This window comes from Pseudarthrobacter sp. NamE5 (assembly GCF_005796225.1).
Lineage (GTDB): Bacteria > Actinomycetota > Actinomycetes > Actinomycetales > Micrococcaceae > Arthrobacter.
Map to the genome: position 1 here is coordinate 225,663 of NZ_VAHO01000002.1, position 13,416 is coordinate 239,078.

Genomic DNA, 13,416 nt, shown 5'->3' on the forward strand with positions numbered 1-13,416 from the left:
GGTGAGCAACCCCGTCTTTTTCGCCCCTCCCGGGACATTGGGGCAGGTGGCACCAGGCGGAATCTTCCTCCTGGAAGGGCCCGAGGCCCGGCACGCCGTCACAGTGAAACGGCTCGCACCCCATGAGTACGTCGACATCGTGGATGGCGCCGGAACGCGGATGAGCGGAAGGGTGCTCACGGCGTCGGCCGGCAGCCTCGAAGTTGAGTGCACGTCCCTGGCCATTGAGGAAAGGCCCCGCATCAGGCTGGTGCTGGTTCAGGCCCTGGCAAAAGGTGACAGGGACGAACTGGCCATCGAGACGGCCACCGAACTCGGGATTGACGCCGTCATACCGTGGCAGTCCGAAAGATCCATTGTCCGCTGGAAGGGCGACCGGGCAGCCAAGGCGCACGCCAAGTGGCAGTCCGTCGTCACCGCAGCTGCAAAGCAGGCGCGGCGGTCGTGGGTGCCGGAGGTCCGGCCAGCGGTGGACACTGCCGGGCTGGCGGGACTTGTGGAGGCCGGGGAGCTTGCCGTCATCCTGCATGAGGACGCCGTGCGGCCTTTGCGCACCGTGCTGGAAGCCTGGAAGTTTCCAAACGGATCGGAACCCCGGGAAGTGCTGCTGATCGTGGGACCGGAAGGTGGCATCAGTCCGCGCGAGGTAACCCGCCTCTGCGGGAAGGGCGCCGTCACGGCACTGCTGGGGCACCATGTGTTGCGCTCATCCACCGCCGGACCTGCCGCCGTCGTCCTTGCCAGCGACGTGCTGGGCCGCTGGGCTGCTCCTGACCGCTAGCCGTATCAACCGCGGACCTGCCCGCTAGCGGACTTTGAAACTCCGTGAGTCTTCATTCGGGTCAGGCTGGTCCGCGGTATCGGCCTGGGCCACCCGCAGTTCGTACTCGCCGGCCGGCAGCGTAAGGGCCAGGGTGAAAACCCCCGCTTGGGCAGCCTCAGCGGCTGCTGCTGCTTCTCCGGTGACGAACGGAGCCTTGGTGCCGTTTTCTTCAGCCCGCAGGACCTGCCAGCGGACTTTCCCGCCCGGCGAGGTACTGCGCCCCGTGACCTTGACACTTCCGGCAGGGAGCTCGGAGTCTTCCTGGGGATCGATAATCCACACGGGGGCCACCATGCCGGCACCCCTTGCCATCAGATCGCCCAGCTGGACATGGCCAAAAGCAAGGTAATCCGTGTGTCCGTCCACCAGGATCCGCACCCGCATCTGTTGCCCGGAGTCGATAAGCCCTGAACTGGCAGCCGCGGCAGTGGCTGTGTACACGAGCTGCTGGATGGCACGCGCCGCCATGCCGGCGTCGAGGTTGCTGTTGAAGGCGTCCTCGGAAACATCCACCGTGATGACATCCTTGCCTGAAATGGAAGTGGCCAGCTTGCTGGGGTTCTGCCACGGGGTGAAGAAGTCCGGGTCCAGGGGCTTCTCGGACATCATGGCCCGCAATGCCCGCGTCACAGGGTTCTCCTGGTCGGGAACATCCCTGAACTCCCGGAACAGGAAAACGTTGCTGCTGGTGCGGCCAATCCAGTACACCGGCGCCTTGTTGGATGACTGGGTCGTTTCCAGGGGCGCGCTGGTGGAGGGCGCCGTGCCGGTGACTGCTGGACTCGACGTAAGGGCCTCAGTGGGGGAAGGATCCGGGTCAACAAGGCAGCCCGACAGCAGCGGGACTACGGCCAGAACTGCAGCCAGGAGGGCCGGGCGCACGCGGCCGCCATCCCGTCCTGCCCTTCGGGGCGCAGCAGTTTCCGCCACTTTTGTTGCCCAATCCTTTCGTGCATCGCGGGCCGCTCCCCAAAGCGGCGGTTCCCAGCGCAAGCTGGATTTCCAGCATGGCACAGGGTGCTGTGCCAGTTTGCAGTTCAGCGCCTCCCGGCGTTGAACTGCAACGCGAACGATATGAGGACGATATGAAGTTGATACCTAACCACAGATGCTGCCCTTCCTGAAGCAGCATCCTTCACCGCTGCTGCGCTTCCGGGTATCAAGTGTTGACGTTGTCCTGGCGTAAGATAGAAGGATCGTTGGGGAAGGCGAACCGGACGGCTCGCCGGCTCCCGGCGGTGTCATTGTTTTCGGACTTGAGGGGATTACGGGCCTGCGGGCCAACACCATGACTGAATCAGCGAATGGAAAGCGTCGGCTCAACACGGGAGAAGGCGCTGCGGGGGAATTTCCCCATTCCCTCCCCGGCAGCCGTACCGAGGTAGTCCTTTTCGACAACTCCGATCAGATGGTCCAGTCCCTGGGCAGCCACGATGAAGCCTTGCGTTTCATCGAGGAGCAATTTCCGGACGTGAACTTCCATGTCCGCGGCAACGAGCTTTCCATTACGGGGCCGGCCAGCGACGTGCCCCGGATCATGCGGCTCCTCCACGAGGTCCGCGGACTCGTCGCACGCGGGACCGTGATCAGTCCGGCCGTGCTGCAGCAACTCGTGGCACTCCTGCGGACCCAGTCGCTTCAGAACCCGGTGGATGTGCTCACGCACGACATTCTTTCGAGCCGCGGAAAAACCATCCGGCCCAAGACGCTCAACCAAAAGAACTACGTTGACGCCATCGACGACAATACGGTGATTTTCGGCATCGGCCCGGCGGGAACAGGCAAGACCTACCTGGCGATGGCAAAAGCAGTCCAGGCCCTGCAGCAGAAAGAGGTCAGCCGCATCATCCTGACGCGCCCGGCGGTGGAAGCGGGGGAGCGGCTGGGATTCCTTCCCGGAACCCTGAGCGACAAGATCGATCCCTACCTGCGCCCGCTGTACGATGCCCTGCACGACATGATGGACCCCGAGTCCATCCCCAGGCTGATGGCTGCCGGGACCATCGAGGTTGCTCCCCTTGCCTACATGCGTGGACGGACCCTGAACGACGCCTTCATCATCCTTGATGAGGCACAGAACACCACCCCTGAACAGATGAAGATGTTCCTGACAAGGCTTGGGTTCGGTTCCAAGATGGTGGTCACCGGCGACGTCACCCAGGTTGACCTGCCATTCGGAACCCGCTCGGGGCTCCGCATTGTGGAGGAGATCCTGCAGGGCATCGAGGGAGTCAACTTCTCGGTACTGGACGCTGCCGACGTCGTCCGGCACCGGCTCGTAGGGGACATCGTCCACGCCTACAGTGTTTGGGATGACGTCCAGCGCAGCCGGGTGAAGCACTCGGCGGGCAGCGGCAAACGGGGGGAACACGCGTGAGCATCGAGGTCAACAATGAGTCCGGCGTCCAGGTGGATGAAGCAGAACTCGTAGCGTTGTCCCGGTACATTTTCGAACAGCTCTACATCCATCCGCAGGCCGAGCTGTCCATCCTCCTGGTGGATGAGCCGGCCATGGAGAAGCTCCACATCGAACTCATGGATGAGCCAGGTTCCACTGACGTCCTGTCCGTGCCCATGGATGAACTCACTCCCGGCACTCCCGACCGGCCAACGCCCCAAGGCATGCTCGGCGACATCGCCATTTGTCCGCAGGTGGCCAGGGTGCAGGCCCGGAACGCCGGCCATCCCCTGCAGGAGGAGATGCTCCTGCTGACGACGCACGGCATCCTGCACCTGCTCGGTTACGACCATGCCGAACCCGAGGAAAAGGCAGAGATGTTCGGGCTCCAGCGCGAGTTGCTGTCCGGCTTCACGGGTAAAGAAGCTCCTGCCGAGACCACCCAGTGACGCCACTGCTCCTCGTCGCCATGGCCTTGGCTTTCCTGGCTGTGGCGGCCGTGCTGACCGCGGCCGAGGCCGCCTTCAACTTCATTCCGCGCCACGACGCCGAGGAAGCACTGCTCAAAAGCCGCGGCAACGCACTGCGGCGGATCCTCGCCCAGCCTGTGGCGCACATTCGTGCCCTGCGTTTCTGGCGAATTTGGTTTGAGATGGCTTCCGCCGTTGCCGTTGCCGTCCTGCTGTACAGCCTGCTGGACAATGCGTGGCTCGCCGGCCTGGCTGCCACCGGCATCATGGCTCTGCTGGGCTTTGTCATCGTGGGAGTGTCCCCACGGCAGCTTGGCAGGCTCCACTCGGCCGCCGTCGTCCGCTTCACCGCACCGTTGATCCGTTTCCTCACCTGGGTCCTGGGCCCCATCCCGGCCTGGCTTGTGAGGCTTGGAAGCTCGGCCGCCCCCGGCGCCCCCGGTGGAGACGAAGCCTTTTTCAGCGAGCAGGAGTTTCGCGAGCTCGTGGAGCGCGCCAGCGAGTCGGACATGATCGAGGACACCGAAGCGGAAATGATCCAGTCGGTCTTCGACTTCGGAGACACACTGGTCCGGGCTGTCATGGTGCCCAGGACGGACATCCTCACCATTGAAGCGGGATCGAGCCTGCGCCAGGCCATGTCCCTTTTCCTTCGCTCCGGCTATTCCAGGATCCCGGTCATCGGTGAAAGTACCGACCAGATTCTTGGCATCATCTACCTCAAGGATGTTGCAGCGGCCATCCACGAGCTGGGACCGAACGAGGAACCCCCGCTGGTGGATTCCCTCGCCCGGGAAGTACGGTACGTACCCGAATCGAAACCCGTAAGCGACCTCCTCCGCGAGCTCCAGAAAGAGTCGACGCACGTGGCCATCGTTATCGACGAATACGGTGGGACTGCCGGCCTGGTCACCCTCGAGGACCTCATAGAGGAAATCGTCGGCGAGATTGTCGACGAATACGACACGGAAAGCGCCGAGGCCGTTGAACTTGGCGACGGCTCTTACCGGGTCAGTGCCCGCATGGGCATAGATGACCTGGGTGAACTTTTCGACGTTGAGCTGGACGACGACGAAGTGGACACCGTCGGCGGTCTGCTCGCCAAAGCACTCGGCCGGGTTCCGATCGTGGGCAGCACCGTGGAAGTCCAGGGTGTGTCGCTGCGGGCGGACAGGCTGGAAGGCCGCCGCAACCGCGTCAGCCACATCATTGCGGCGCCGCTGGCAAAAGAAGACACTGACCTTGAAGACCTCTTCGAAGAGGCGGAAGCAACCCAGCAGGGAGTTTCACGTGAGCAAGAAAAATAGGGCCGAAAACCAGGACGATTTCGGCGGTTTCCGGGCTGGCTTCTCCGTCCTGGTGGGCCGCCCCAACGCCGGCAAGTCCACCCTGACCAATGCGCTGGTGGGCAAGAAAGTGGCCATCACTTCCGCCAAACCGCAAACCACGCGCCACACCATCCGTGGCATCGTCCACCGGGAGGATGCCCAGCTGATCCTGGTGGACACGCCCGGGCTCCACCGCCCGCGCACGCTCCTGGGCAAGCGGCTGAACGAGCTCGTTGCCGACACGCTGGCCGAGGTGGACGCGATCGGGTTCTGCCTGCCGGCGAATGAAAGAATCGGCCCGGGGGACAAATTCATTGCCGCCCAGCTGGCCGCTGTCGGCCGCAAGCCTGTTATCGCCATCGTCACCAAAGCCGACCTGGTGGACCGGCAGGCCCTGACCGGGCAGTTGCTGGCCGTGGCTGAACTCGGCCGGGAAGTAATGGGGGAGGAGGGCTGGAAGGACATCGTTCCTGTCTCCGCCAGCGATGGGTTCCAGGTGGATACCGTGGCAGAGGTCCTCATTAGCCACATGCCGCCGTCGCCTCCGCTGTATCCGGACGGTGAACTCACCGACGAGCCGGAGGCTGTGATGGTGGCGGAACTCATCCGCGAAGCGGCGCTGGAAGGCGTCCGGGATGAGCTGCCCCACTCGCTGGCCGTAGTGGTGGAGGAGATTGTTCCCCGCGAGGACCGGCCTGAGGACAACCCGCTCCTGGATGTCCGGGTCAACCTGTACGTGGAACGCCCGTCACAGAAGGCAATCATCATCGGCAAGGGTGGCAGCAGGCTCCGGGAAGTAGGCACCAACGCCCGCAAGGGCATCGAAGCGCTTTTGGGTACGCGCATCTATCTTGACCTGCATGTGAAGGTGGCAAAGGACTGGCAGCGGGACCCGAAACAGCTGGTGAAGCTGGGCTTCTGATCCACTCCTACCGGGTACTGGCACGTGCCACCCGGCGTTTTCCCAGCCTGGACCACTAAAATGGACCGGATTTCGTATTTAGAGGAAGGTTCTGCACGTGGGGTTAGGCCGCGATAGACGCGACAACGGGTCCGATGTGCCAAACGGGAGGGGCCCCGTGTCCCGCCACACCGGGGACGGTGCCGTTGGAGCAGCCCGTCATCTTGGCCCCCTCCGGGGTAAGCCCGTTTGGCTCAAGGCCGTCACTGCCTTCCTCGCACTCGTCCTCGTGGGCGGCCTGGCGTTCGCAGGCTTCTGGTACCTGCGCCTTCAGAACAACATCTCCAAAGCCCCGCTGAATGCAGGCGGCAGCAACACCGAGTCGGTCAGCGATGCCACCGGACGCATGCAGATCCTGATCCTTGGCTCGGATACGCGCGACGGTAAGAACGCCGAGTACGGAACAGCGGACGATTCCAGGGGCTATGGCAAATCGGATGTCATGATGCTGATGGACATCTCCGAGGACAACGAGCGCGTGAGCGTGATCAGCTTTCCCCGGGACCTGTTGGTGGACATTCCGGAGTGCAGGGATGAGGAAACCGACCGGGTGTATCCGGCCCGCAGCGGCGTAATGATCAACGAAGCCATGGCTGAGGCAGGCATCGGTTGCGCCGTGGACACCGTCAACCAGCTCACCGGGCTGGAGGTGGACCACTTCATGATGGCCGACTTCAATGCGGTCAAGGAGTTGTCCAATGCCGTCGGAGGCGTGGAAGTGTGCATCAGTGATGCCGTCTACGACCCTGATTCGCGGCTCCGGCTGCCTGCCGGTACCTCCGCCGTGCAAGGCGAGATGGCCCTGGCCTTCCTGCGGACACGCCACGCTTTCGCTGACGGCGGTGACCTGGGCCGGATCAAGGCCCAGCAGGGCTTCCTGTCAGCCTTGACCCGTAAGATCAAGGACGACGGCACGCTGTCCGATCCCGGCAAGATGCTGAAGATTGCTGACGTGGTGACTCAAAACCTGACCGTGGATGAGGGCTTGGCATCCGTGCCCACCCTGATGACCATCGGCAACCGGCTCAAGGACATTGACATCAGCAAGGTCGCTTTTGTCGCCGTACCTACCATGCCGGCAGTTGCCGACATCAACCGGCTCCAGATCGCCGAGCCGGCTGGCTCGCAGCTCTTTGCCGCCCTGCGCGAGGACGTGGATCTGACCGATCCGACCGCCCCTGCCACCCCCGCTCCAACGGAAACGGCGGCTCCGCCGTCAGCCGCGCCGACAGAGACGGCTCCACCCCTGCCGCCTTACGACAAGGCGCTGCAACCGGTGACGGTGGCCAACGGGTCCGGTGTCCCTGGCCGGGCGCAGGAAATTGTGCAGGCGCTGGTTTCTGGGGGATTCAGCCTGGCAGCCCAGTACGAGGCGGCCGCGGTTGAGCAGTCTGTGGTCTATTACGGTCCTGACTATGCCGCTGTCGCAGCGGACGTTGCCGCCCTGCTGGGCATCCCAGCCGGGCAGATGGTCCAGGCACCTGCGGTATCCGGCGTGCAGGTTTATCTTGGCACGGACTTCGCCACGGGCACTGCCTACGGAGCGGCACCGGCACTGCCTGAGAACATCGTCAACCAGACCGCCGGCGATGCCTCCTGCCAGCAGGCGAATCCGGCGCTTATCGTCCAGGGTTAGCTTCCCGGCCCGGCCAGCGGGAGACCGGCCACACTGGCCCGGTTAAAGACAGTGGGGCCCGCCAGACGGCGGGCCCCACTGCGGGTCCTGCTACCAGATGCTCACGCGCTCCGCGGGCGGCATCCACATACCGTCCTGCTCGGTGACATCGAACGCTTCGTGGAAGGCGTCCAGGTTCTTTGCGATGGCGTTGGTGCGGAACTCATTGGGGGAGTGCGGGTCCGTCGCCAGGCGCCGGATGGCCTCCTCCGGCCTGATGACCTGGCGCCAGCCAGCCGCCCACGAAGCAAAGAAACGCTGCTCCCCGGTCAGGCCGTCCAGCACCTCCGGTTCCTCCCCGTCCAGGCTGATCCGGTAGGCCTTGTAGGCGATGGTCAATCCTGCAAGGTCGCCGATGTTTTCGCCCAAGGTGAGGCGGCCGTTGACGTTGTGGCCAGGAGCTGCCGAAGGTGACAACACTTCGAACTGGGCCACCAGCTGCGCGGTGAGCTTTTCGAACGCCTGGCGGTCCTCCTCCGACCACCAGTTCCGCAGTGCCCCGCCGCCGTCGAACTGCGACCCCTGGTCGTCGAAGCCGTGGCCGATCTCATGACCGATCACGGCACCGATACCGCCATAGTTCACGGCGTCGTCGGCATCGGCGGTGAAGAACGGTGGCTGCAGGATCGCCGCCGGGAACACTATCTCGTTCATCATCGGGTGGTAGTAAGCGTTCACGGTCTGTGGCGTCATCAGCCATTTGCTGCGGTCCACCGGCTTGCCCACTTCGTCAAGGTGGCGCTCTACATCAGCGTTGTGCGCCCGCTCTACGTTGCCCAGCAGGTCGGCGGGGTCGATCGCAACGGCAGAGTAGTCAATCCACTTCTCCGGGTAGCCGATCTTCGCCCGGAATCCCTCCAGTTTGCGGAGTGCCTCCGCCTTCGTGGCCTCACCCATCCAGCCAACAGCAGTGATGCTCTGGCGGTAAGCCTCGATGAGGTTGGTAACGAGCGTCTGCATCCGCGCTTTATGTGACTCGGGAAAGTGCCGGGAGACATAGATCTGGCCAACAGCCTCGCCCAGGGCCGCCTCGACGACGGCTACGCCCCGCTTCCAGCGGTCCTTGTTCCGGGGTGTGCCGCTGATAGTCGTTCCGTAGAACGCGAAATTTGCACTCACGAAGGCTGAGGAGAGGTACGGAGCCGCTGCACTTACCACCCGCATGGCAAGCCATTCCTGCCAGTGCTCGAGCGGTTCTGAATCCAGGAGGGCGGCTGCGCCGTCAAAGAACGGCGGAGTGCTCACCACAATCTCCTGCCGCTTTTCCTTGTCGATCCCTGCAGCATCGAACCAAGTGCCCAGCAGCGGGAACAGTTCGGACGCCTCCTCCGCCGTTCTCAGGTTGTAGGTCTTTTGCGGGTTGCGCAGGGTGACGTTGTCCCAGTGGTGGGACGCCAGCTTGGTTTCCAGCTGCACCACACGCTTTGCAGCGGCACCCGCATCGGCAACCCCCGCCAGACCCAGCATTGTCTGCACGTGCCCGGTATAGGCCGTGACCATCGGGACGAACTTTTCTTCCCGGTAGTAGGACTCATCCGGAAGTCCGAGGCCGCCCTGCCCGGTATACAGCAGCACCCGGTCCGGGTTGCCGGCGTCCGGCGCCGGGTAGATGTAGAAGAGTCCGCCAACATCGGCCCGGAACAGCCGCCCGGCCAGGGCGACGAGTTCCGCCACTGAGGTGGTGGCAAAAACCTCCGCGAGGCGCCCACGGATCGGTTCCATACCCTTGGCTTCCACTGCGGCCTCGTCCATGAAGCTGGTGTACAGGTCGCCGATCTTGCGCTCGATCCCGGTGGCGGCGTCACCCTTGGCGGCTGCTTCCTCAATGATGTCGCGGACCGCGATCTCGGAACCGTCGCGGAGGGCCGTGAAGGTCCCCTCGAGCGGCCGGTCATCGGGGATCTCCGTGGCCTTCAGCCATGCTCCGTTGACGTGCTGGTAAAGGTCATCCTGCGGTCGGACCGTGTGGTCGATGGTGGACAGGTCGATCCCCGAAATGGGCACTGAAACTCCTTTTGATGAAGAGCCATGCAGGGAAAATTCCCCGCGCAGCGTCTGCATGGTGGACTTTGCTGACGGTAGTGCCCTTTCATCTTACGCACCCGTGTTACCCTCAAAAGGTGCGTGCAGAGCTCCTTCTTCTTAGCTGCCGCGGCGAGGCCTCAGACGCGATCTAGCGCAAGGCCCACCCTCGCTGCGGAGTTTGTGTTGCCCGGCCACCCTTTCAACGTAGAACCACAGAAAAGGCCCCGATAGTAATGCGAAACGCACAGAAGCCCTCCGGAATGCCGGTCCACCGGTACATGCCCTTCCAGGACCTGATCAAGGTTGAGATGCCGGACCGCACTTGGCCGGACAAGGTCATCACCAAGGCCCCGCGCTGGTGCGCGGTTGACCTCCGTGACGGCAACCAGGCCCTGATTGACCCCATGAGCCCGGCCCGCAAGATGAAGATGTTCGATCTGCTGGTCCGCATGGGATACAAGGAGATCGAGGTTGGCTTCCCGTCCGCGTCGCAGACCGACTTCGACTTTGTCCGCCAGCTGATTGAGGGCAACCACATCCCGGACGACGTCACCATCCAGGTGCTGACCCAGGCCCGCGAACACCTGATCGAGCGGACTTACGAATCCCTGGTGGGCGCCAAGCAGGCTATCGTGCACCTCTACAACTCCACCTCCGTGCTGCAGCGCCGCGTGGTCTTTAACCAGGACGAGGACGGTATCCTCGACATCGCGCTGCAAGGTGCGCGGCTGTGCCGGAAGTACGAGGAAACCCTCGTGGACACCCACGTGACGTACGAATATTCTCCGGAATCCTTCACTGGTACTGAACTGGAATACGCGGTGCGCGTGTGCAACGCCGTCGCTGATGTTTTCGAAGCCTCAGCGGACCGCCAGGTGATAATCAATCTGCCGGCGACCGTAGAAATGGCCACCCCCAACGTCTATGCCGACTCGATCGAGTGGATGAGCCGGCACCTGCATCCGCGGGAAGGCATCATCCTCTCACTGCACCCGCACAACGACCGGGGTACGGGCGTGGCGGCGGCAGAACTGGGCTACATGGCCGGTGCGGACCGGATCGAAGGCTGCCTGTTCGGCAACGGCGAACGTACCGGCAACGTTGACCTGGTCACCCTGGGCCTGAACCTCTTCGTCCAGGGGATCGACCCCATGATCGATTTTTCCAACATCGACGAGGTCCGCCGGACAGTCGAATACTGCAACCAGCTGCCCGTCCCTGAGCGTTCGCCGTACGGCGGGGACCTGGTGTTCACTGCTTTCTCCGGCTCCCACCAGGACGCCATTAAGAAGGGCTTCGAGGCGCTGGAGCGCGACGCTGCCGCCGCCGGCAAGGCTGTGGAGGACTTTACCTGGCAGGTGCCGTACCTGCCGGTGGACCCCAAGGACCTGGGCCGCAGCTACGAAGCCGTCATCCGGGTCAACTCCCAGTCCGGCAAGGGCGGCGTGGCCTACCTGCTCAAGAACGAGCACAGTCTGGACCTTCCCCGCCGAGCCCAGATTGAATTCTCTGGCGTGATCCAGCGCCGCACAGACACTGTGGGCGGCGAAGTCAGCGGTGCCCAGCTCTGGCAGATCTTCCAGGACGAGTACTTGCCGTCAGGTGCAAGCGACGGACAGTGGGGACGCTACTCCCTGGGTGCGGTCAAGACCGAGACGGACGACGACGGCGGCACGACTCTTCACGCCTCGCTCACCGTGGATGGGGTGCAGGTTCAGCGTACGGGCGCCGGGAACGGCCCCATCGCCGCGCTGCTGGGCATCCTGCGGGAAGACGGCGTGGACGTCCGCGTCCTGGACTACAGCGAGCATGCACTCTCCGAAGGCGGCAATGCGATGGCAGCCGCGTACGTCGAGTGTGCGGTAGGGGAGCGGGTCCTCTGGGGCGTCGGCATCGACGCCAACACCAGCATGTCGTCCCTGAAGGCCGTTATCTCCGCCGTAAACCGCGCCATCCGGGACGCCCAGGCCTGACCGCTGCCCTGTTGGGCCACCGCGGGTCCCGCCGCGGCGGCCCAACAGGCACGCCGGAAGCCGTATCCGCAAAGGATGGGAAGATAAAGGCGTGGCCCAACACTCTTTCGCCTCCCGCGCGTACCGGGACGACGCCGTCGTGCTCCGAACCCACAAGCTGGGCGAGGCGGACCGCATCATTACGCTGCTGACCAAGCACCACGGCCAGGTGCGTGCCGTCGCCAAAGGTGTCCGGCGCACCAGCAGCCGGTTCGGGGCGCGGCTTGAACCCTTCATGGTGGCCGACCTCCAGCTGGTGTCCGGACGGAACCTGGACATTGTCACCCAGGCCGTGGCCAAGGGCGCGTATGGCGGCAGCATCGCGGCCGATTACGCCCGGTACACGGTGGCGGCGGCAATGACCGAGACTGCGGAGAAGCTCACCGATGTGGACGGTGAGGCCGGAACGGCGCAGTACAACCTGCTGGTGGGTGCACTTGCCGCATTGAGCCGGGATGAGCACGCTGCGGGCCTGATCCTCGATTCGTACCTCCTGCGGGCCCTGGCCACCGGCGGTTGGGCGCCCAGCTTCACCGGCTGCGCCCGCTGCGGGGTGCCAGGTCCGCACTCCGCTTTCTCCGCGCCGTTGGGAGGAATGGTCTGCAGTGGCTGCAGGCCCCCCGGGTCCCCGGCCCCAGCGCCCGAAACGGTCGCCCTGCTCGCGGCCCTGCTGTCCGGCGACTGGGCCACGGCGGACCAGTCCCATCCGGTCCACCGGAAGGAGGCCGCCGGCCTGGTGGCGGCCTACCTGCAATGGCACCTCGAACGAGTCCTGAAGTCCCTTAAACATGTGGAGCGAAGCTGACAGTGGCCCTCGGCAAGAAGAACACCGCGTCCCGTAAGCGCACCCACCCTGTGGTTGCACCATATCCGCACCCCTCCGGAGCGCTGCCGCCCTCCATCCCGGCAGAATTCATCCCCCGCCACGTCGCCATTGTGATGGACGGCAACGGCCGCTGGGCCAACCAGCGCGGCCTGCCAAGGATCGAAGGGCACAAGGCAGGGGAACCTGCGCTGCTCGATGTGATGGCAGGGGCCATTGAGCTGGGAATCGAGTACGTCAGCGTCTACGCCTTCTCCACCGAGAACTGGCGCCGGTCACCCGAGGAAGTCCGGTTCCTGATGGGATTTAACAAGGACGTGCTGCGCCGACAAAGAAACCAGCTCGACGAATGGGGCGTGCGTGTGCGCTGGGCCGGCCGGCGTCCGCGGCTGTGGGGTTCAGTCATCAAGGAGCTGGAGGAGGCGGAGGAATTCACGGCCGGCAACAGCACCTGCACATTGACCATGTGTGTTAATTACGGCGGCCGCGCGGAAATTACCGATGCCGTGTCCGCCATCGCCGCCGAAGTGGCCGCCGGCAGGCTCAAGCCGGGGGCCATTACCGAGCGCACCATCCAAAAATATCTTGACGAGCCCGACCTGCCCGACGTGGATCTCTTCCTGCGCAGCTCGGGCGAGCAGCGGCTGTCCAACTTCCTGCTCTGGCAGTCCGCCTACGCCGAGTTCGTCTTCATGGATACCCTGTGGCCCGACGTGGACCGCCGGACGCTCTGGGCTGCCGTTGAAGAGTACGCGCAACGCGACCGCCGCTATGGCGGGGCAGTGGATGCGGCACCGGCAGGCACCTCCGCCCCAGGCACGTCCGGGGCAGCGGCTCAGGCGGGGTAGCACCTCAGCCACGCGGCCAGGTCCCGCTAAGCTTCCTCCCGCACCCCGCACCC

The 13,416-nt window shown here is 64.2% G+C and carries 11 protein-coding genes; 9 read left to right on the forward strand and 2 right to left on the reverse strand.

All coding sequences use genetic code 11. The features are described 5' to 3' along the window. Nucleotide 1: 1 nt before the first annotated feature. The gene (locus FDW84_RS04260; RefSeq protein WP_138606879.1) at nucleotides 2–781 is read left to right on the forward strand and encodes a 16S rRNA (uracil(1498)-N(3))-methyltransferase; all 780 of its coding nucleotides are present in this window, start codon (nucleotides 2–4) and stop codon (nucleotides 779–781) included. A 24-nt stretch (nucleotides 782–805) separates the two neighbouring features. Here the strand turns inward: FDW84_RS04260 and FDW84_RS04265 are convergent, their stop codons facing one another. Next, on the reverse strand, nucleotides 806–1,753 hold the full coding sequence (locus FDW84_RS04265; RefSeq protein WP_138606881.1) for a GerMN domain-containing protein: 948 nt from the start codon (nucleotides 1,751–1,753) through the stop codon (nucleotides 806–808). Between the two features lie 358 nt (nucleotides 1,754–2,111). On the opposite strand from FDW84_RS04265, the gene FDW84_RS04270 reads away from it, so the two are divergent. From FDW84_RS04270 to FDW84_RS04290, 5 genes are all read left to right on the forward strand, one after another. Beyond that, the gene (locus FDW84_RS04270) at nucleotides 2,112–3,200 is read left to right on the forward strand and encodes a PhoH family protein (protein WP_138606883.1); all 1,089 of its coding nucleotides are present in this window, start codon (nucleotides 2,112–2,114) and stop codon (nucleotides 3,198–3,200) included. Further along, the gene (gene ybeY, locus FDW84_RS04275) at nucleotides 3,197–3,670 is read left to right on the forward strand and encodes an rRNA maturation RNase YbeY (RefSeq protein ID WP_138606885.1); all 474 of its coding nucleotides are present in this window, start codon (nucleotides 3,197–3,199) and stop codon (nucleotides 3,668–3,670) included. Before FDW84_RS04270 ends, ybeY begins: the two co-directional genes overlap by 4 nt. Beyond that, on the forward strand, nucleotides 3,667–4,998 hold the full coding sequence (locus FDW84_RS04280; protein WP_138606887.1) for a hemolysin family protein: 1,332 nt from the start codon (nucleotides 3,667–3,669) through the stop codon (nucleotides 4,996–4,998). The genes ybeY and FDW84_RS04280 overlap by 4 nt, the downstream gene beginning before the upstream one ends. Continuing rightward, nucleotides 4,982–5,941, forward strand: coding sequence for a GTPase Era (era, locus tag FDW84_RS04285; RefSeq protein WP_138606889.1), 960 nt, complete (start codon nucleotides 4,982–4,984; stop codon nucleotides 5,939–5,941). Before FDW84_RS04280 ends, era begins: the two co-directional genes overlap by 17 nt. A 157-nt stretch (nucleotides 5,942–6,098) precedes the next feature. Then, complete coding sequence (locus FDW84_RS04290) at nucleotides 6,099–7,616, forward strand: LCP family protein (RefSeq protein WP_240721376.1); 1,518 nt, start codon at nucleotides 6,099–6,101, stop codon at nucleotides 7,614–7,616. A 90-nt stretch (nucleotides 7,617–7,706) separates the two neighbouring features. Here the strand turns inward: FDW84_RS04290 and FDW84_RS04295 are convergent, their stop codons facing one another. Next, entirely contained in the window at nucleotides 7,707–9,659 is a 1,953-nt protein-coding gene (locus FDW84_RS04295; protein ID WP_138606893.1) for a M13 family metallopeptidase, read from the reverse strand. Nucleotides 9,660–9,913: 254 nt separating this feature from the next. Between FDW84_RS04295 and leuA the strand changes: the two genes are divergently transcribed. From leuA to FDW84_RS04310, 3 genes are all read left to right on the forward strand, one after another. Beyond that, nucleotides 9,914–11,653 (forward strand): 2-isopropylmalate synthase, encoded by a 1,740-nt coding sequence (gene leuA / locus FDW84_RS04300; RefSeq protein ID WP_138606895.1) that lies wholly within the window; start codon nucleotides 9,914–9,916, stop codon nucleotides 11,651–11,653. 91 nt (nucleotides 11,654–11,744) lie between these two features. Then, a complete protein-coding gene (gene recO, locus FDW84_RS04305) occupies nucleotides 11,745–12,497 on the forward strand; it encodes a DNA repair protein RecO (RefSeq protein ID WP_138606897.1) in 753 nt (250 codons plus the stop codon). 2 nt (nucleotides 12,498–12,499) lie between these two features. Beyond that, nucleotides 12,500–13,363 carry an isoprenyl transferase gene (locus FDW84_RS04310; protein ID WP_138606899.1) on the forward strand — a complete coding sequence of 288 codons (864 nt, stop codon included), beginning with the start codon at nucleotides 12,500–12,502 and terminating at the stop codon, nucleotides 13,361–13,363. The last annotated feature ends 53 nt before the right edge of the window (nucleotides 13,364–13,416 follow it).